The organism is Corynebacterium sp. H127, from assembly GCF_037482665.1.
Taxonomy (GTDB): Bacteria; Actinomycetota; Actinomycetes; order Mycobacteriales; family Mycobacteriaceae; genus Corynebacterium.
Map to the genome: position 1 here is coordinate 195,046 of NZ_JBBHKY010000003.1, position 19,874 is coordinate 214,919.

The 19,874-nt window shown below is 59.5% G+C and carries 18 protein-coding genes; 8 read left to right on the forward strand and 10 right to left on the reverse strand.

The features are described 5' to 3' along the window. The first annotated feature begins 22 nt into the window (after positions 1–22). The gene (locus WG936_RS04940; protein ID WP_339572256.1) at positions 23–733 is read left to right on the forward strand and encodes a hypothetical protein; all 711 of its coding nucleotides are present in this window, start codon (positions 23–25) and stop codon (positions 731–733) included. 86 nt (positions 734–819) lie between these two features. On the opposite strand, the gene WG936_RS04945 is transcribed toward WG936_RS04940, so the two are convergent. Together WG936_RS04945 and WG936_RS04950 are read right to left on the reverse strand one after the other, a co-directional pair. Beyond that, a complete protein-coding gene (locus WG936_RS04945) occupies positions 820–1,563 on the reverse strand; it encodes an SDR family NAD(P)-dependent oxidoreductase (RefSeq protein WP_339564067.1) in 744 nt (247 codons plus the stop codon). 10 nt (positions 1,564–1,573) lie between these two features. After that, on the reverse strand, positions 1,574–2,770 hold the full coding sequence (locus WG936_RS04950; protein ID WP_339572257.1) for an acyl-CoA dehydrogenase family protein: 1,197 nt from the start codon (positions 2,768–2,770) through the stop codon (positions 1,574–1,576). A gap of 94 nt (positions 2,771–2,864) precedes the next feature. Here WG936_RS04950 and WG936_RS04955 point away from each other — a divergent pair, with 94 nt between their 5' ends. The 3 genes from WG936_RS04955 to WG936_RS04965 all read left to right on the forward strand — a co-directional run bounded on the left by WG936_RS04955 (position 2,865) and on the right by WG936_RS04965 (position 5,781). Further along, positions 2,865–3,425, forward strand: coding sequence for a TetR/AcrR family transcriptional regulator (locus tag WG936_RS04955; RefSeq protein WP_339572258.1), 561 nt, complete (start codon positions 2,865–2,867; stop codon positions 3,423–3,425). A 139-nt stretch (positions 3,426–3,564) separates the two neighbouring features. After that, on the forward strand, positions 3,565–5,292 hold the full coding sequence (locus tag WG936_RS04960; protein WP_339572259.1) for an AMP-binding protein: 1,728 nt from the start codon (positions 3,565–3,567) through the stop codon (positions 5,290–5,292). 9 nt (positions 5,293–5,301) lie between these two features. Further along, on the forward strand, positions 5,302–5,781 hold the full coding sequence (locus WG936_RS04965; protein ID WP_339572260.1) for a MarR family transcriptional regulator: 480 nt from the start codon (positions 5,302–5,304) through the stop codon (positions 5,779–5,781). A 3-nt stretch (positions 5,782–5,784) separates the two neighbouring features. Here the strand turns inward: WG936_RS04965 and WG936_RS04970 are convergent, their stop codons facing one another. The 5 genes from WG936_RS04970 to WG936_RS04990 form a co-directional block, all read right to left on the reverse strand. Beyond that, entirely contained in the window at positions 5,785–6,111 is a 327-nt protein-coding gene (locus WG936_RS04970) for a hypothetical protein (RefSeq protein WP_339572261.1), read from the reverse strand. 12 nt (positions 6,112–6,123) lie between these two features. Then, positions 6,124–6,786, reverse strand: a complete 663-nt coding sequence (gene lepB, locus WG936_RS04975; protein WP_339572262.1) for a signal peptidase I — start codon at positions 6,784–6,786, stop codon at positions 6,124–6,126. Positions 6,787–6,965: 179 nt separating this feature from the next. Then, positions 6,966–7,736: an enoyl-CoA hydratase gene (locus WG936_RS04980; protein WP_339572263.1), complete on the reverse strand. Its 771-nt coding sequence runs from the start codon at positions 7,734–7,736 to the stop codon at positions 6,966–6,968. A 1-nt stretch (position 7,737) separates the two neighbouring features. Further along, a complete protein-coding gene (locus WG936_RS04985) occupies positions 7,738–8,751 on the reverse strand; it encodes an enoyl-CoA hydratase/isomerase family protein (RefSeq protein WP_339564075.1) in 1,014 nt (337 codons plus the stop codon). Positions 8,752–8,754: 3 nt separating this feature from the next. Next, positions 8,755–9,972, reverse strand: a complete 1,218-nt coding sequence (locus WG936_RS04990) for an acetyl-CoA C-acyltransferase (RefSeq protein ID WP_339572264.1) — start codon at positions 9,970–9,972, stop codon at positions 8,755–8,757. A 121-nt stretch (positions 9,973–10,093) separates the two neighbouring features. Here WG936_RS04990 and WG936_RS04995 point away from each other — a divergent pair, with 121 nt between their 5' ends. Further along, the gene (locus WG936_RS04995) at positions 10,094–11,899 is read left to right on the forward strand and encodes a hypothetical protein (RefSeq protein ID WP_339572265.1); all 1,806 of its coding nucleotides are present in this window, start codon (positions 10,094–10,096) and stop codon (positions 11,897–11,899) included. Here the strand turns inward: WG936_RS04995 and WG936_RS05000 are convergent. Next, positions 11,886–13,577: a VanW family protein gene (locus tag WG936_RS05000; RefSeq protein ID WP_339572266.1), complete on the reverse strand. Its 1,692-nt coding sequence runs from the start codon at positions 13,575–13,577 to the stop codon at positions 11,886–11,888. The genes WG936_RS04995 and WG936_RS05000 overlap by 14 nt on opposite strands. 63 nt (positions 13,578–13,640) lie before the next feature. Next, entirely contained in the window at positions 13,641–14,858 is a 1,218-nt protein-coding gene (locus WG936_RS05005) for a glycoside hydrolase family 3 N-terminal domain-containing protein (RefSeq protein ID WP_339572267.1), read from the reverse strand. Positions 14,859–14,994: 136 nt separating this feature from the next. On the opposite strand from WG936_RS05005, the gene WG936_RS05010 reads away from it, so the two are divergent. Genes WG936_RS05010 through WG936_RS05020 form a run of 3 tightly spaced genes read left to right on the forward strand, consistent with a single transcriptional unit; the run spans position 14,995 to position 18,804 of the window. Further along, complete coding sequence (locus WG936_RS05010) at positions 14,995–15,468, forward strand: universal stress protein (protein ID WP_339564215.1); 474 nt, start codon at positions 14,995–14,997, stop codon at positions 15,466–15,468. Between the two features lie 8 nt (positions 15,469–15,476). Further along, entirely contained in the window at positions 15,477–15,674 is a 198-nt protein-coding gene (locus WG936_RS05015; RefSeq protein ID WP_339564080.1) for a DUF2613 domain-containing protein, read from the forward strand. Continuing rightward, entirely contained in the window at positions 15,658–18,804 is a 3,147-nt protein-coding gene (locus tag WG936_RS05020; RefSeq protein ID WP_339572268.1) for an alpha-(1->3)-arabinofuranosyltransferase domain-containing protein, read from the forward strand. Before WG936_RS05015 ends, WG936_RS05020 begins: the two co-directional genes overlap by 17 nt. Here the strand turns inward: WG936_RS05020 and WG936_RS05025 are convergent. Beyond that, positions 18,705–19,817, reverse strand: coding sequence for an acyltransferase family protein (locus tag WG936_RS05025; protein ID WP_339572269.1), 1,113 nt, complete (start codon positions 19,815–19,817; stop codon positions 18,705–18,707). The genes WG936_RS05020 and WG936_RS05025 overlap by 100 nt on opposite strands. Positions 19,818–19,874: the final 57 nt, after the last annotated feature.

Here is a 19,874-nt window from a genome sequence, read left to right on the forward strand (position 1 = left end):
CACCCGATGTAGCTTCAAGCACATGCGTATCAAGTCCATAGCGACATTCGTCGCGCTAAGCGCCTGTACCCTCGGCGCCCTTTCTGGCTGCTCCTCAAGCACTTCCGATGGCGCTGCCCCCGCCCGTGAGAAAAACACCACACCCGTTAACGCCCCAGACGTACTGCTGCGTGAAGTAGCGGGATACGAGGCCACGGACATCGCCAAACTCATCGAAGAGAATGAGCTCGCAAGCCCCGGCTCCAGCGATCGTATGACTGCTATGGCAGTTGACTTGGAAACAAACCCAGCCGAGTGCGCGCAGCTGGCACCAACTGCTATGAGCGCAATCGCAAAGGTTATCGCAAATCCAACCGGTATTGCCATTTCCGAGTTCGATTCCGACTCTGACGGCGCGATCACGGTCAGCGTCAACAGTGGCGACATACCAGCTGATCAGATGCTTCCGTCCGATATCGGCTCCTGTGAGAGTTTCGCCAGGAGCAACAAGAAAACTACCTACACTGCCGAAAAGCTTGACCTTTCAGTCGACAACGCCGAAGATCTGCGGGCAGCGCGCGTCACCATGACTGGCAGTGAGATCGCAGCGATGGGCGAGGCCGGCAAGGCACACAAGGTTATCGGCGGCCTGGTCGATGGTGCCTATTTCCAGGTCACTACATCACAAGACGTCCCCGATGAAACCTTGCTCAGATTCGCGCAAGCCCAGGTGGATAAGATCACAAGCCGCTAGGGTCTGCGACAGGCGCCCCGTTTCAGCATCCTTTTCCGCCTGCCAGCCGGCTGATTAACCAGTCGCGATGATCTCAAACTCGCAGGTTAGCGCGGTGGCATGCGTAAACCGCCGTCCAGGCGGATCGTCTCGCCGTTGAGGTAGTTGTTTGCCACGATCTGCTGGACCAGCTGCGCGTACTCTGCCGGGTGCGCCATGCGGCCAGGGAACTGGACGCGGGACTCCAGTTCCTCGCGGAACTCGTCGGACACCGAGGCCATCATCGGGGTGTTCACCACGCCCGGCGCAATGGAGCACACCCGGATGCCCAGCGATGCGAGGTCACGGGCGGCGGTGATGGTCAGGGCGTAGATGCCACCCTTAGAGGACGCGTAGGCGGCCTGGCCGACCTGGCCTTCGAAGGCCGCGACGGAGGCGGTCATGATGGCCACGCCACGCTGGCCGTCCTCATCTACCGGCTCGAGGCCTGCGACAACCTCGGAGAACGCGGTCAGGACGTTAAAGGTGCCAATGAGGTTCACCTGAATGGTCTTGGCGTACAGGCCCAGGTCATGCGGCCCCTTGCGCCCCATGATGCGCTGGGATGGGCAAATACCGGCGCAGGCCACGAGCAGGCGCAGCTCGCCAGCGGCGGCAGCCTCGGCAACGGCCGCGGTGACTGCCTCCGGGGAAGTGACATCCACGGTCAGGTAGGTGACGCCCTCGATGTCGCCTGCCTGTAGGTCGAAGGAGAATACTTTCACGCCGGCGTCGACAAGCGCTTGGGCCGTTGCGGCACCGAGACCGGATGCGCCGCCAGTGATGATAGCTACTTTGTTCTTGATGTCCATTGCAGTTTCCTTACACGAATGCGGAGCGGCCAGTGACTGCGCGCCCGACGATGAGTGAGTTGATTTCGTAGGTACCTTCGTAGGTGAAGATGATCTCGGCATCGGCCATGAGCTTGGATGCCTCGAAGTCCGTGCACATGCCATTGCCGCCGAAGATCCCGCGACAGGCAGCGGCGGACTCGCGGGCCAGGCGCGTGGTGGTGGCCTTCGCCAGGGCCGCGTGCGGCATGTCCATTTCGTCGTCCTGCTGGATGCGAGCGACCTGCGCCATCATCGACAGCGACGCCGTTGCGTTGCCCAGGATGCGCACCAGCGGCTCCTGGATGAGCTGGAACTTGGCCAGCGGTCGGCCGAACTGCTCGCGCTCGATTGCGTAGCGCCGGGCGGCGTCGAACATGGCCAGCTGGATGCCTGCCCCCTGCCAGCCGACCCAGGCGCGGGAGTTGCGCAGCAGCACGTTGGTGGCGGCGAAGGAGGCCGCGCCCGGGAGTTGATTCTCGGCCGGGATGTGGACGTTCTTGAACTCCATGTCGGCGTTCTGCATGATGCGCAGGCCCAGCTTACGGGAGATCTTGCTGGTAGATACCCCCTCGCGGTCGAGCTCCACGAGGAAGCCCTTGATCTCATTGTCAGCAACGTCGCGCGCAAAGACGAGGGCGAAGTCCGCAAAGGTACCCGCACCAATCCAGCGTTTGGCGCCGTTGATCAGCCAGCCATCCTGCGTTCGTTCCGCGGTGGTGGCCAATCCGCCGGCAATATCGGAGCCGTGGTCCGGTTCGGTGAGTGCGAAGCAGCCAACCTTCTCAAACTGGCGTAACCCCGGCAGCCAGGTGTCCTGCTGCTCCTGAGTGCCCATGGCGTTGATGAAGTCCACGATCAGCTCATTATGGATACCCACTAACGCAGAGAGGGAGACGTCAGCGCGGGTCACTTCCGCATAAACTAATCCCTTGAACAGGCGGGAGTCGGAGATGAAGTCCAGTTCGCCAAGGCCGTGGGCTGCGAGCTTGGGAAGCATCTCAAATGGCAATTCCTCGCGATCCCAGTACTCGCCCACGTTGGGCCGTATCTCGGTTTGCAGGAACTCATGGATCACTTGGAGTTGTTCCTGTTCTTGGGGGGAAAGCATGTCTGCAACTGCGAGAATATCGGCGTTAGGAAATTCGATATTCGCCAGGTGAGGTTGATTCCCAAGTAGTGGCGGCATGCCCTTCTCCTCTAGTGAACTAGGATAATTAGTACGATTTCACTGCCAAGCGTACAGATTAATGTGCGCCACGTCACTACTTTGAAGGGTTTTTATGCTCACCGCACGTCAACGCGAGCTTTTCGACGCCCTATACACTTCCTTCCTTAGCGAAGGATTTCACTCATTCACTATCGACGGCGCAGTTGCCAGGTTCCACTGCTCCAAGTCGACGATGTACGCGCTTGGAACCTCTCGCGATGAGATCGTCCGGCGGATTTTGGTTACCTTCTTTAAAGAGATCACCCGCCGAGTGGATGCCCAACTGACGGGGATCCGCTCTCAAAAGACAATCTTGGAAACCTATTTTTCCGCCATGACCACGGCACTTTCCTCAGCATCGCCGGAGTTCATGCGAGACCTAGCAACCGAAGAAGTAGCCCGCCCAATCTACGAACTCAACACCGTGGCCGCAAACAAGAAGATCTCCGACATTATTGAGCGCGGCGTGAAATCCGGCGAGTTTTCGGCCACCTCTCCCAGCTTTGTCACCCTCCTTATTCAGCACGCAATGGAGCAGATTCAGCAGGGAGACTTCGCCGCCACCATCCCCTTCGGAGATGCCTACCGCGAGCTAGGTCAGCTCGTCCTGCATGGAATTTCCGCCCCGCACTAACTTTTTCTCGAAAGCCCTCGCATTTAGTTCAACTTGCAACTAGGCTCGGATTGCGACCTAGATCACAACTGTCATTGTGGCGGAGCTGGCTCACTCTCACCTCCGTCATTGAAGTTGAACTTCACTGTAAGGAGCCACCATGTCCACCATCACCGAACAGTTCCGCGCGGCGCGCGACACCCTCATCAAGCATCAACAGGACTACACCGCGGCCCGCGAAGCCTTTGAATGGCCTCGCTTCGAAAACTTCAACTTCGCATTGGACTGGTTCGATGCCCTGGCCACAGGAGAAAGCAAAGACCAAGAGGCTCTCGTCATCATCGAGATCGATGGCTCCGAGACACGCCGCACCTTCGCCGAGTTGAAGGAGCGCTCGGACCAAGTTGCCAACTGGCTCACCGACATCGGCGTTAAGCGCGGCGAGCGCATCATGCTGATGCTCAACAACCAAGTCGAACTCTGGGAATGCATGCTGGCCTGCATCAAGGGTGGCTTTGTCATGAACCCTGCCACCGCGATGCTCGGCACCGCAGACCTCCAGGATCGCACCGAACGCGCCGAGGTGTCCTGGGTGGTAGTCAACCCTGAGGATGCCGAGAAGTTCGGCCCTGTCACCGGTGAACTCACCATCATCCAGGTCGGCAACGAAGCCCCAGTACAGGACACGCACCCTACGATCCAGTACACCGAGTCTTTTCAGGCAGCCACCGAGTTCACTGCTGGCGTCGCAACGCAGGCCGACGAACTACTATTCCTCTACTTCACCTCCGGCACCACGTCGAAGGCGAAGCTGGTGCAGCACACCCACACCTCTTACCCAGTCGGCCACCTCACCACCGTCTACTGGATTGGGCTGACCCCACAGGACGTGCATCTCAATGTGGCAGCACCCGGCTGGGCAAAGCACGCCTGGTCCAACTTCTTCGCCCCGTGGATTGCCGGCGCCACCATTTTTGTATACAACTACTCTCGTTTCGACGCCGCAGCGCTGATGGATACGATGGGCCGCGAAGGCGTAACCAGTTTCTGCGCCCCACCGACCGTTTGGCGGATGCTCGCCCAAGCGGACCTTTCCCGCCTGAAAACCCCACCGACCAAGCTGGTTGCCGCCGGCGAGCCACTCAACCCAGAGATGATCGCCACCGTCGAACGTGCTTGGGGCACCACAATCCGCGATGGCTTCGGCCAGACCGAGTCTTCGCTGCAGATCGCCAACACCCCAGGACAGCCCGTAAAACCAGGTTCCATGGGGCGTCCACTACCAGGCATGGACGTGCGCCTGATCGACCCCATCACCGGCGAGGAGACCAATCACGGCGAAATCTGCCTGTCCATTGATCCCCGCCCCGTCGGACTGACCCCGGGCTACTACAATGCCGACGAGAAAAACGCCGAGGTTTTCCGTGACGGCTACTACCACACCGGCGACATCGCTGAGCGTGACGACGACGGCTACATCACCTACGTCGGCCGTGACGATGACGTGTTCAAAGCCTCCGACTACCGCCTTTCCCCCTTCGAACTCGAGTCCGCAGTCATCGAGCACGAGGCGGTGGCGGAAGTGGCAGTGGTTCCTTCTCCAGACCCGATCCGCCTCGCCGTACCAAAGGCTTATATCGCATTGGCCAGTGGGTTTTCTCCTTCTGCAGACACGGCCGAGTCGATCCTGAAACACTGTCGTGAGACCTTGGCACCCTACAAGCGCATCCGCCGGATCGAGTTTTATGAGCTTCCAAAGACCGTCTCTGGCAAGATTCGCCGCGTTGACCTGCGCAAGCGGGAAAGTGAGATCCACGCTGGCGACGGCGGGGCTACCTCGGTATCCACCGAGTTCTCCGACGCGGATTTTCCTTCACTGAAGGGTTAGTATTTCCTCATGCCCACCCCTTTTGATCCTGTACTTGAAGCGCAACGCAATTGGCAGCAGCGGGGGTGGGAGTCAGCTTCCCAAGGGATGGCGACGGTTACTTCGCTGGTGCGCATCGGGGCGCTGCTCTCTGTCCAAGCGGACGCGATACTGCGCCCCTTCGGGATCTCTTTTTCCCGTTACGAATTGCTGACCCTGCTCATGTTCTCCCGCTCCGGCGCACTGCCCATGAAGAAGGCCAGCTCACGGCTTAACATTCCGCCAGCCTCCGTGACGCACATGGTCACGGTATTGGAAAAGGACGGGCTAGTTTCGCGATCCCGAGACCCAAAAGACGGGCGCGGGATCCTCGTTAGCATCACGGACCAAGGCATCGCGTTAGTATCCTCGGCAACCCCCGCGCTCAACGAATTCTTTGAATCCCTCAACGTTCAGCCGGATTTGTTAGCAGAGCTGACGGCGTTTCGACGCACATTGGGTGACGCTTGAGCGCTATTTCCCCACGGCGGCGATAATCTCGTTCCGTTTCCAGGAAATGAACTGCTCAACTGTGCCATCAACAAGCTCCACCACCAAAATGGCGGCGGCTAAGGCCTGCTTTTTGTGTATCTTCGCAATGTTCTCGCGCGGAATCCGCACGACCTCGTTAGAGAGATTGACTGCATGTGGCTCAAACACCACCGCATCATCGCTAACAATCAAGTGCCCACCGATAGCAATTTTTCCGTAAATGCCAGTGAAGATCTGCAGTGGCTGCCAGGCAAGCAGTTTCTCGATAAAATTGCTCGGCTTGGCAATTCGGCTGGCTGGGGTTTTCATCGTTGTGAGCTCCTAGTCAATTTTCTCTGTCAACCCGAATTCGATCCGCTGCAATGGCCAGATCTTAGCCGTGACTTTACCGGCCACATTCTGAGTCGGCACGGTACCGTTTTCAATCCCCATGTGAAACCGTGAGTCCGCAGACATCGTGCGATTATCTCCCATGACCCATAGCCGGTCTTCGGGAACCACGATCGGGCCGAAGTAGGCGCCGCCACAGTTCTCCGATCCGCTCGCAACGGCCACTGGCTGGGCTGCAGGCTGCAGGATGAACTCTTGGTTCGTTGCTTTTCCATCGACCATGATCGCCGGATCACCGGGTTGGCAGGACACCGTCTGCCCCGCCACAGCGATAACTCGCTTAACCATTATGTGATCTCCGCCCGGTCCCAGCCCTATCGATCCCAAGGCTTTGACGACGCTCCACGTGGCGGGCTCATTGTGCCAAGACTCCGGGGCATCAAACACCACCACGTCACCCGGTTGCGGCTCGGAAAAGTAGTAGGAAATCTTTTCCGCAACGATGCGATCACCCTGGCACCCGGGGCATCCATGAAGCGTGGGTTCCATCGATCCCGAAGGAACAACATACATCCGCCCGACAAGGACATGAACGACGGCGATGAGCGCAATCGTCATGACAATGACAAGTGCGTATTCTTTGAGAACCTTCACGACTCCTGCAACACCTATTTCTAAAGCGAAAATTGAATATCGATCCCCGTTTTATAAGTGATAGCAAAAATCACGGCCATCCGCTCCTCAAAATTAAAACCCCAAGCATCCCCAGCCACGTGCGTTATACAACAATGACGCGCTGGGGAGCTCGGGGCGAGGCCGCCTACCGACGTGGGCTAGCGGTGCTTGAATTCTGGTTCGCGCTTCTCCACGAAGGCAGCCATGCCTTCCTTTTGATCTTCAGAAGAAAAGAGGGAGTGGAAGGTACGACGCTCGTACTGGATGCCCTGAGCCAGAGTCATCTCATAGGCGGCATTGATCTGTTCCTTAACCATGCGGGACGCAACGAGCGACTTAGCTGCGATAGTTTCCGCAGTCTTCAGAGCCTCGTCAAGCAGGGATTCTGCTGGCACAACGCGGGCAACCAGACCAGACTGTTCGGCTTCTTCCGCTGGCATCATGCGCCCGGTGAGGCACATTTCCATTGCTTTTGCCTTGCCTACCGCGCGGGTAAGGCGCTGCGAACCACCCATACCCGGGGTGACACCAAGGTTGATTTCCGGTTGACCGAATTTCGCCTTGTCACCGGCGATGATGAAGTCACACATCATCGCAACTTCACAGCCACCACCGAGGGCGTAGCCGTTTACGGCGGCGATCACTGGAGTGCGCACAGCGGTGAATGCATCCCAACCGGCGAACCAGTCCAAGTTGAACATTTCAGTTCCCGATTTGGTGGACATCTCTTTGATGTCGGCTCCAGCAGCAAACGCCTTTTCAGAACCGGTGAGGATGATGCAACCGATGTCCTCGTGGTCGAGTTCTTGCGCCGCTGCGGCGACTTCCCGCATGGTTTGATCATTGAGGGCGTTGAGCGCCTTCGGGCGGTTCAGCGTGATGATGCCAACGCGACCTTTACGTTCAACCAGGATGTTTTCAAACGACATATTAGATTTCCAGTTCCTTTTCTAGCGGCGCGAAAATGGCGTCGATGTGCTCTGTAGTGACATCCTCGAGGGTAGCTGGTTGCCACTGTGGGTTGCGGTCTTTGTCAATGATCTGGGCGCGCACACCTTCAGCAAAGTCGGGTTGCTGCTGGAGATGGCAGGACACTCGGTATTCTGCACGGAGGGCATCGGCCAGCGTCAGGCTGCGTGCTCGGCGGATGGATTCCAAGGTCACCTTCAGCGCTAGGGGGCTGTTACGACGGATCCGTTTGGCAGCATCAGCTGCCCACTCTTCCTCATGCGCATCGAGCTGGGAAAGGATTTCCTCGACAGAATCAGCGCTGTAAATGCGGTTGATTTCGGCACGTCGCGGTCCGAATCCGACTGGAGCCTGCACCGCATACTTCTCAATGACCCCTACCTGCCCCGTCTGGCACAGCTCGCCGACTAGAGCCTCGATGTCTTGATCCGAAATGAGATAGTCAGCGAGCCCCGCTTCGATGGCCTGCGCGCCCCCCTCATGGATTCCTGTCAGTCCATAATGCACACCGAGGTTATCCGGCGCGTGTCCCAGAATCCATGATCCACCAACATCTGGGGCGAAGCCAATCCCGGTTTCTGGCATTCCCAGCCTGGTGGAATCGGTAACGATCCGGTGCGATCCGTGAGCTGAGATACCGACGCCCCCACCGAGGACAATGCCGTTCATGATGGCAACGTACGGCTTCGGGAACTGGGAAATCATCAGGTTCAGCCGGTATTCATCCGCCCAAAAGTCTGCGCCCGCATGGCCGTCGTTAAGCGCGTCCTCGCGTAGGGCTGCGACGTCGCCGCCGGCGCACAGGCCGCGCTCACCTGCACCGCGCACGATAACTAACTGCACGGTGTCATCATCGCTCCAATCTTCCAGCGCGAGGGTGATGCTGTTGGCCATTTCGTGGCTGAGCGCGTTCAGGGCTTTCGGACGGTCGAGGGTGATGATGCCCGCGTGGCCGCGGATCTCAGTTCGGATCATTCTTCAGTTCGCCTCCATCAGGATTGCTTCACCTTGGCCACCGCCACCGCACAGGGAAGCGCCGACTTTCTTCGCCTCGCCATTAGCCAAGCGATGCGCCAAGTGTGCCACAAGTCGAGCTCCAGAGGCCCCGATCGGGTGGCCCAACGCAATAGCGCCACCACAGGGGTTGACCTTGTCTAGGCTCACGCCAAGTTGCTTCGCGGAGTAGACGCCAACAGCAGCAAAGGCCTCATTGATTTCGATGATGTCCAGATCTGCGGCACTCCACCCTTCGCGCTCCAGCGCCTTTTCCAGAGCATGTGCCGGCTGCGCCTGTAGCGAGGCATCAGGGCCTGCGACCTGCCCCGGGGATCGCAGCACTGCCATGACCGCCCAGCCCTCCTTTTCAGCTCGCTCACGGGTGGTCAGCACTACAGCGGCGGCACCGTCCGAGATTGGGGAAGAACTACCCGCGGTGATGGTTCCCTCCTTGGTGAAGGCAGGGCGCAGGCCAGCCATGGACTCAGCAGTTGCGCCGGAGCGAACCCCCTCGTCTTCAGCAACAGTGACATCTGCCTTGCGCTGCTTGATAGTCACTGGGACTATCTCACGCGCCAAGATGCTGCGATGTTGTTCCGCTCGATTATGCGATTCTGCAGCCAGGGCGTCCTGTTCCTGGCGAGCCACAGGATAGATGTCCGCAAACTCTTCGGTCAGCTCACCCATGGAGATGGCTTTGCCGGCATCGGTCAGACCATCCCACGCCATGTGGTCGACCATCGTGATCTCACCGTATTTGGTGCCGGTACGAGACTTCGGCAGCAGGTGCGGAGCGTTGGACATGGATTCCATGCCACCAGCCACCACGACTTCTGCCTCACCGGCCCGGATGAGTCGCGCAGAGTCAATCACCGCGGTGAGGCCGGACAGGCACACCTTGTTCACGGTATTGGTGTGCGCGTTCGGTGAAATTCCTGCCCCCAATGCCGCTTGCTTGGCCGGGTTCTGGCCAGCGCCGGCCTGCAAAACCTGCCCCATGACCACGGCCTCAACCACATTCGGATCAATATCGCCCAAGGCACCCTTAATGGCGTAGGAGCCAAGTTCCGTGGCTTTCAGGCCAGACAAGCCGCCGAGCAGCTTTCCGAACGGCGTGCGGGCTGCACCTACGATGACTACTTCACTGGTCACAAGACACCTTCTTTCACGGTACGAATTTGTTTCCAACCGTACCGCCATAGCGTGATCTGTGCCACTGTTTCGGGGGAATTGTTAGAAATCGCAGCACCGCTGCAATAGGAGCAGTCTTTTGAAGCGCAACAAAACTCCCCAGCGCAACAGAGAATCTAAGCTAAAACCCATGCAGAGTCTCCCCGAGTTCATCTCGCTACTCCAGTCAAGCGACGCCGTCCCCCACCGGATCACGCTCCGCACGATAAGGCAATCAGAAGGCGCGGACTTCGGCTGGGTCATGACCCCCGTGATCGTGGCCGCCAACCCGGATGGGTTGTGCATCGAGCGCCACGGCGCAAACCTCCGCGCCTACCGCGGCGAAGCAGACGTGTTCCGCCGCTCCGAGAAAGGCTGCTGGGTGTTTCGCCCCGATGAGCTGCCCACCTACTACCGCGAGACTTCCTTCGCCGCCTTCGGTGGGGGTGCCCCCTTCCTGAGCAGCGGAGATTCCCTTAATTTCCCAACCACCTTCATGGAAGTCACGCAAGGCTCCTTGCTTGGCAGAAACACCTGGGATGCGCACTTCAGCATGCCGGAGGCCACGTTGCGAATCGACCAAGAAACCGGCGTGCTGCTTGCCATCACCAACAATGAGTTCGAGGTGGAAGCAAGCAGTTTCGAGGTGCTCACCGCAATTCCGGACATCTCCTGGACTGGAGAGGCCATCGACTTCGCACCACCGGCTCCACCCGAAGTCACGGAAACCCCACAAGAACTGCCACCGCTGCGCGATGACCTTCGAGTATGGCTGACCTCCGATATCCTCGAAGGCGCAATTTTCCCCTTCACCGTCGGGGACTGGACCCGCCAGAGCCTAGAGCTCATCCCCGAAAATCGATACACCGCACCTGAAAAGCTTGCCACCCACCGGGTGACCGCACTTCCAGCCCGCTACTCCCACAACCGTTGGCTGGGTTACGCCGCAGGCGAAGGCTGGACCGCTGAACTGAGCAGCACCGAGCCACTGGCAGGCGACACCGAAATCCGCGGCTATGTGGCAATCGACCGAGATCGCCCCGGACCTACCGCCAGCCTGCTCTACATCAAACGACTCTTCGTCCAAGAACGCAGCTTCGGCAGTGACTTCATCACGTGGCGCGAGGTGGACACGACGACCGGATATCGGCCACAAGCTCCCAATGCATCAGTGGAGTGCATTGTGTTGGACGTCGATACGCGCGGCCCAGACCGCCCCGCCCCGGCCCGCGACCTAGCTACGTCGGACGCGGCCATTATCGACGGCCAGTTGTGGCTCCTCGACGCCGACCTCCCCATCGCGCACGGCTTTGATATCCGCACCGGCGCGCAGACGAAACGTACGACGATTCCGGTGCCCGTCGGCACGCGGCTGCGGTTTGCTGCCGGCCAGCTTAGCGACGGCAACACCGCCTTTTCACTTGGCGATAAGTTCGCCTCCAAGCAATCAATGCCGGAATCGCAGCCGATGCCACAGGCGCCCCAGGATTGGTCGATCATGAACGAGTTCCGCGATGGCCTGGTCGGGTTGTGGAATGCGTCTGACATGATCGCCTCCGTGGGCAAGGTGGATGCAAATGGACGCATCGAGGTAAGTCCCTTGCGTGTCCTCGAGCGGCTGATTGACAACGCGATGCGCTGGGGCGACGGCTATGCGGTGTCACTCGGTTGGGGCAGCGGATATCTGCTCGATGCTGAGCTCGCAGTGGTCAAGGAGATCAATGACGGTCGTGGCGTGCCGGTTCCGCTCGGCACGATCGCCGGCTACGAGAGCGAAGACCGGATCGAGTACCTTGATCCAGCAACTGAAGAACCGATGTGTACGCTGCCAGTAGCTGAGTTCCGCACGCGACCAGTGGCGGCCACGCCAGATCTTGTAGCGCACCTGATCGATGGTCGCACCCTGCACGTATGGCAGCGTGGCAAGCAATGGACGGTGGAGCTTAACCGCACCTAACGATCGGCTGCGGGTCATACACGGTGGTGAACGTGTCTCGAGAAATCTCGGCGCCCGACAGGGATCGGATGATGCGGGTATCGGACGTCGTGAAGCCCGGCGCGCCACTGGACGGCTGGCAGGAATCTCCCGGCACCTTCATCTCACGCGGCTGGGTAGGAGCCCAACGCCCGCCAGAAACGGACTCGACTTCCACGGTCTTGACCCCCTTCAGCGCCACCGTCACCGAATCACCTGACACCCCGGCGCTGATCATCACCGGATACTTGGATGTGTTCTTGAACACCAAGTCAATTGCGCCGTCAAAAACGGTCGCCTCACGTCCTGCTGGGTAGCGGGAGATGTAGTAGCTATGTGGCGTGTGCGCGACGTCCTCCATGCCCGCAAAATAGTAGGCGTTATAAAGCGTGGTGGCGAACTGCGAAATACCGCCGCCAACCGCCTTGTCCGCGTGACCGTTCATGATGATCCCAGATTCCACAAAGCCCTGGGCGCGACCACGTGGGCCGGTCCAGCCGTTGAGGGAAAAGGTATCCCCCGGCGCCACGATTGCCCCATCCACCAGCGCAGCAGTCTTAGCGATATTCGTACCCGAGGCCCCCGAGAAACCACCGGTGGTAAAGGATCCGATCGTGTCATCGAAAGTGGCAGTCTCCGCCATTTCGGTAGTGAAAGTAGCCTTTTCATCAATGTAAGTGGCTTCGAAAGTGCGCGGCGCTGCCCCAATAACCCGCGCCGGGAAATCAGCCAAGACCTTTTCCCAATCGATCTTCACGCCGTCAACGGACGGAGTCACCGCCCGGCCACCACCAGCAAAGGAGATATCAGCGTTCTTCTTCTTCACTTCCGTCTTGGATAAGTTCTCCGCGAGAATCCCGCGCGCGGCCTCCACATTGACATCGGTTTTGAAGCCAGCCCCCTCCGGAACGAAGGTCACCACTTCCCCCATGCGCTCCACTGGGATTTCACCGGAAACGCCGTCACGGCCTGAAACTACGATCGGGCCAGAAACAGCCACCTTCGCATCGCCTTCCACGGCTTTCTGAAGCGCTGCTGCACCAATCTCAGGCTTGGTCACCTCCGGTTGCACGGCAACTCCGGCCGGATCGAGCCAATCACTAACTAGCGCAGAGCGCAGCGCTGCCGTATCGACGTTTTGGCCGTCGATAGGCTGCGTCGGTGCCACCTTGCCATCTGCCAGAGCTACCGCTGCATTCGACGGCGCGAAGGTCAGTTCCTGTTGCACTCGCGTGAGCTCAGGGGCAAAGCGAGCTTCATCAACTGCGCTGACTATCCCAACTTCCCGCTCGGAGAAGAAAGAAGACACCCGGTCAATTGGGTTGAGCGGCTGCGCACCAGCGGCATCGACAGTGGCCTGCCAATCGACAGTGAGCCCCGCAGTAGTTGGATCAACGTGTGCCTGCCGTTGTCCCGCAGCCACGTCCACTGGTTCAGTTGTCCGCGCAGACAATTCCTCCGCGAGTTTCGCGGCGGCCGCTTCCGGCGACATTCCACCTACAGGCACGCCAGCGATCGTGGTCCCTCGAGGTACTTGATCCTGGGTGAGGAAGTAATCAGCACCGTATGCAAGGCCACACAGGCCGAATAAGCCAGCAAGAACGCCAGCGACTATCGCGCCACGCTTCCGCTTAGGCTTCAAGGAATGATCTGAGGACATACAACTCCATGCACAAAGTGACTATTAACTCCCCCAACCCTAGTGACAATAGCCACTAAATTCCTAGCCTGCGGGTCGAAACCCCTGTTGATCAAGTTGTTGCAGTTTCACACGTAATGCAGAATCTTCCAGTTGAGCTTGGGGATATGTACCCGCGGAAACTGCATTGTCAGTGGAATCGATCGCCTCAGACAACGCCCCCGTAGAAATCCACAACGCACAGTCGGCCCCCGCCACGAGTGCCGCAGTTGCCGCCTGCGGGGTAGACAAACGATTGCTAATCGCCTTCATTCCAGACAGGTCATCGGTATACACCACCCCACGGTGTGGGGCGCCGCCCGGATAATCTCCGCTACGCAACAGCGCATAAGCAGCCGGATTAATAGTGGAAGGGCTGGCATCTCCTAGGCCCGGAACCCGTACGTGCCCCACCATCACAGCTCCTGGAGCCTCTCGCAGCGCCGGACCGTACGGTGCGAGGTCCACACTCTTGACAGATTCCAACGATGGTGAGGTGACATCTTCAAAGTGAGAATCTCCCGAGACACGCCCATGACCAGGGAAGTGTTTATACACAGGTTGAATCCCGGCATCGCGCAGCCCTTGGGCGAACGCCGCACCGTACTGGGCAGCCGTGTCCGGATCGCTGGAGAAGCTGCGATCCCCAATGGCGCCGCCAGCTTTGCCGCCGTCCACGTCCAACACGGGCGCAAAGTCCACCGTCACGCCTGCCGTGCGCAGTCCCCGCCCTAGTTCGAATCCAATCGCGCGGGCCTGCGCTGGCGTTTTGGATTCCGCGATACTACGCGGTGCAGGCACCGCACCGAACAGTGCTGGCTGCCGCTGGACACGACCGCCTTCGGCATCAATAGATACGGAAAACGGACGCCCAATTTCTGCGCGCAGGGCCTTCAGATCGCGCCCAGGCTCTGTCAACAGTGCGGGCGAAGTCCACGAACCGATGAAGATCCCGCCGGCTCCCTGCTCGAGTGCAAATTTCGCATCGTCGTAGTCTCGAACCCCGACCATCATCAGCGTTGCTACTTTAGCGCGCTGCTGGGTTGGTAGCTGCGACTTCGCTTCGCGCAACCGATCCACAGTCACCCCAAGACGATTAGCTTGCTCTTCCTCCGCAGCCTTTGCTACGGCTTCCGTTTCCTGCTTCGCCTGATCCGCCAAGTTCTGCACCAGCGTCGGGTGGGGGCCAAACTGCATAGACTCACTTTCAGAAGTACACCCAGCCAGCGTCAAAGCTGCCAAAACTGCCAGCACTTTGCGCATGCAGGTCACCTCCATAGTTCGTCTCGTCACATGTAGTGTCCCAGACACGATATCGCTAAGTTGATTAGGCTGCACAGAAGGACCCACAGGCGTACCCAAGGAGTTAAGTACAGTGAAAACCCCGAACGAGCAGGTCATGTTGGTGGCCTTCGATGGTTCCGAAGAATCCAAACGCGCATTGGCATACGGCGCAGAGCTACTACGCCCGAGTCATGTGCAGATCCTCACCGCGTGGGAGCCACTACACCGGCAAGCGGCCCGGGCAGCCGGCGGAGCCGGGATGATGCAGACTGATTTTTCCTCCGCGATTGAAGCAGCTGAGGGCGATGACCCGGCCTACACTCACGCACTGGAGACCTGTCAGGAGGGAATTGCGCTTGCGGAGTCCTACGGCCTCGAGGCCCACGCACACCTGGTGGAATCTTCTACCGCAATTTGGAGTGCTCTCGTCGATGCTGCGCAGGAGCTTCGCCCCGATGTCATCGTCACCGGCACCCGCGCACTGAAGGGGATTCGCTCCCTATTTACCTCCTCCACCGCTGAGAACCTCGTGAGCAACGCTGGGTTACCCGTGTTAATCGTTCCTCCGGTAGAAGAAGAATTGGTATAGTTCGCCCTATGGCTTTGGAATCCGACACCCTAGTGCGCCGCTCGATCGGCCCTGCGCTTGCTAGCGCGGTGGTCGGTGTAGCTGTGGGCGTAGCGGCCGTTATCGGCATCGCTACCGTATCCAACCAGGATTCCCTTCCAGCTGGGCACGCTGCCGACGCGGATTCCGCACTCCTAGGCGGCCCGGAGTATGGCACTCGCGAGTAAAGCTAAGAACCACCCGCACCTGCTGGGCTGGCTCCTCATCTTATTGTTGAGTTTTGCGCAGTCCCCAGGCTTGACGGTTGCCGATACCAAACACGATCTCGCTGCCGACCCAATCGGTTTCCTCAAGAATGCACTGCACGCCTGGACCGATATCTTCCCGCTCGGACAGTTGCAGAATCAGGCCTACGGCTATCTCTTCCCACAAGGGTTGTTCTTCGTCCTCAGCGAACCACTGCCGGATTGGGTTGCGCAGCGACTGTGGTGGACCCTCGTTGCTGGGGTCGGCTTTTCGGGTTTTCTCCTGTTACTCAACCGCTTAACCATCGGCACTCCGGGGTGGCGGATCCTCGGCGCTTTTTTGTATGCGTTTTCGCCGCGCGTCATCACCACCCTCGGCGCGATCAGCTCCGAGGCTTGGCCCATCATGCTGGCCCCCTGGGTACTGTTCCCACTGGTAGGAGCGCGCCCCCGGTCGAGCCAAGTCGCCGCTTCCCTCCTCGCTGTCGCGGGTATGGGCGCTGTCAACGCCACCGCCACGGCTGCGGCCTGCGTCCCGGCATTTCTTGCGCTGCTTCTGGCACGGGCATGGCGCCCATTGCTTGGCTGGGTTCTCGGCTGTGCCGCCGTCTCCGTGTGGTGGCTGGGGCCACTAGTGATTCTCGGTCGCTATGCCCCACCATTCACGGATTTCATCGAAAGCTCCTACGTCACCACACGGTGGTTGAACCTGGTGGAGATGCTGCGGGGAACAACGTCCTGGGCGCCGTTCGCCGATTCGGAACGCATGGCCGGTACGATTCTGGCAACGTCTCCCTACTTCGTCCTGCTCAGCGTGGCAGTAGCCGCGCTGGGGCTAGCCGGGTTGGCATCAGCGCCCCAGCGCCGGCTGTGGATTTCCCTGCTGCTCGTCGGCGCAATGACTATGGCGGGAGCACACGGCCCCCTCGGCCCCGAGGTCCTTAGCTTTCTCGACGGCCCCGGCGCTCCGCTACGCAATGTGCACAAATTCGATGCCCTAGTGCATCTGCCCATCGTGGTTGGGTTTGTGCATTGTGCTTCAAGCATTCGCTTTAGACACCAGGGGCGTCGATACGCGGCGATAGCGCTGATTTGCGCCGTCGCGCTCGGCAGCCTCGCCCCGGTGTGGAGTGCACGTCTTGCCCCTCGCGGTGGCTACGAACAGGTGCCGGGGTACTGGCAGGAGGCCGCCGATTGGTTGAATACCAACGCCCGCAACACACGCACCGTTATCCTGCCCCAGGCATCCTTCGCGCGCCAGACTTGGGGTTGGACCAGGGACGAACCATTACAGCCACTCCTCGATGTCCCCTGGGTGGTTCGCGACGCAGTTCCGCTGGTACCACCCGAGACGATCCGCGGCCTGGACGGCCTGATGGCGCACCCTACCCCAGAGGGTTTTGCCAGGCTCGGTGTGGGCGCAGCAGTGATTCGACACGACCTCGCTGGAGCTACTAACTCCAAGGCGCTGAGCACCCAGTTCCGGAAGGCGGGGCTCAAAGTCCACGAATTCGGAAAGGTGGACATCGTCGAGTTCAACCTGGATCACAACATGCATGTCACCACCGCGGAACCGGTGCGAGTAGCTGGTGGCGGTGAGGCGCTCGCGCTACTCGACGACCTGAACGGCCCTAGCACCTACCGCATCACCGACAACGATGCGCAGATCGTCACCGATACGCCGCAGCTGCTCACCAGGAACTATGGCAGCGTGTGGAACGCTCAGTCCGCGCCACTGGCCACCACTGCTGAGGGAGAAGATGTCCGCAACACCGTCAAGGATTACCCCTCCGGCGGGCCATTAAGCCGCATCGCAACCGGGGACATTCAGGTTGCGGCTTCCTCTGCTGCCGCACAAGCAACCGCCTTCGGCGGCGCCGATGCAGCTCGCTCGATAACAGCCGCAGTTGATGGATCACCGGATACCGCCTGGTACCCAGCGCCCGGGAAACAAAAGGGCGAGAAGTTCAGCATGACCGGTGCTTTCCACCGGCCGGTCGTGCACATCACCACCGAGGGGGCTCCGGTCGTTCTCAGCATCGCGGCAGACACAACCACCGTCAACAAAGTCGCACGTCCCGGTACGCCACTGACAGTGGAGCTACCGGTAGCCGACGCCGAGAAGATCACGATTACCTTGGGTGCATCCCGTGAACCAGTCGGTTTGGCTGAAGTCAAGGTGGAAAGCCACGACGCACGCCGGATCCTCGAGGTTGCCGACACTTCTCCGGACGTGCAGCAATTCCTATTCCAACGCGTCTTTGTCAACACCGATCGCATCCATCGGCTATTTACTGCGCCTCGAGAAATGACGGTGCGGGTAAATGCCTCCTCCTGTTCTGAATCACCCAAAACGGCAAATGAATCCGGAGTCAGTGATGACTTCCTGCTCGACGCTGCCCCGGTCGCATGCGGCGAGACGATAACCCTGCAACCCGGCCAACATGAGTTATCCACCACCGCCCGGTGGATCAGCCTGACTACTCCGGAGTTTCAACCAGCTCCGCCGCCGACACCCATCGGCGAGACCGTCCCGGAATCGACCCAAGAACAGCTGTTGGTAACCGGCCGTGCTTTCAATCCTGGATTGCGGGCCACGGTCGGTGGCGTTCCAGTTGTACCCGAGCGGGTCGATGCCGACACCCAAGCTTTCCGTATCCCCGCCGGTAGCCACGGTGAGGTACGGCTGACCTTTATCGGTGACACCCCGTACCGGTACAGCCTCTTCGGCGGAACTGCCCTGTTGATCCTCACTGCCCTCGGCTGCGTGTTTTTGCTGCGTCGCCGTTCGCTAACGACCGTGCCGACACAACTGACGGCATGGCCGGTGACTCTCGGAATCTGCAGTATCAGCGTGGTCGGCGGCTGGGCGGGAATAGTGGCATTAGTGATGGCTGCGGGGATCCTGAAGTTCACATTGATTACCCGTGCTCACCTTGCAGCTGCCGGGGTGTGCATCGCCGGGCTGTGGCTAGCGCACGCCCCATGGCCATCTGGGACCTACGCGGGAGATCAATGGTTCGCTACCCTCGCCTGTTGTATTTCACTCGCGGCCTTGGTCTTGCCAGCACGGTACTTGGACCAACGCAGTACCGGTTCTTCCACGAAGTAGTAACTAGCTGCCGCTACCGGAACTGTCAACGCCACCGTCATAACTAACACCAAAACAAAATGCCCGCTAAATGGTGGCACCCCCAGCAACGGGAATGCCCACGACAGCATCGGAACATGCCATAGGAAAACCGCATAGGACCACTTCCCCAGCAGTTGCGCCATCGGGGAAGCGAGCACCCGTGGCCCAGGTGCTAACGCCACCGGCAGGAGGAATAGCGCTCCAAACAGAGCCCCCGCCAACACGCGTCGCACGAACGCCGCCGGCGAGGGGTGTTCAAGACCGAGTGGACCAAACCATGACTGTGCCGCGACCCAGGCGACCGCGAGACCAAGCGCCCAATATGCCCACCACGGCCCGGGCACCCGAACTCTTCCCTCTAGCTCAGCAGCGATCAGGCCGACAGCAAACCAACACACATAGGAGATAGGAAAAATCTGCAGGTTTGCTAGGCCGGGAGCTGGAGAATCTGCAACGAAGGGCAAAAATGGCCACAGCAGACTTAGAGCACAACTTGCGAGGATGACGCGGATGCGGGTGCGGGAACGAAAGCGTCTCAATCCCCATGCGATCACTGGTAGCACCAGATAAAACGTCACTTCAACGCACAGGGACCACAGATGCGTTAAGCCTGGTGCTAGTGCATCGGGAACGTAAATCTGAGCCAGCACTAGGTTGGCGCAGATGGTAGAGATACTCGTGCCAAAGGCGTCGGGAAGCAGCAAGAACACTCCCACTACGGCTACCCAATAGGCTGGGAGAATGCGCACAGCTCGGTGCTGGAAATAGGTCCTCCAACTGCTTGTACTTTCGTAGCGTCGCCACAGCACAAAGGCGGAAAGCGCGAAGAACACTGGAACAAAGAAGTCAAAGCGCGCGAGGACAGAATTCGGACGCATGCCTGACTGAAACGCGACATGGGTGAGCATGATGCCAAACGCCGCTACCGCGCGCAGACCTTCGAGCTGTGGGAGAAAACCGGGCCGCTGTGCGTAAACTTGAGCTGTTGACACCCCTGCGGCCTCCTGATTTTATCGACGTGGCTGTACCTGGATACTAGTGGAAAGGCG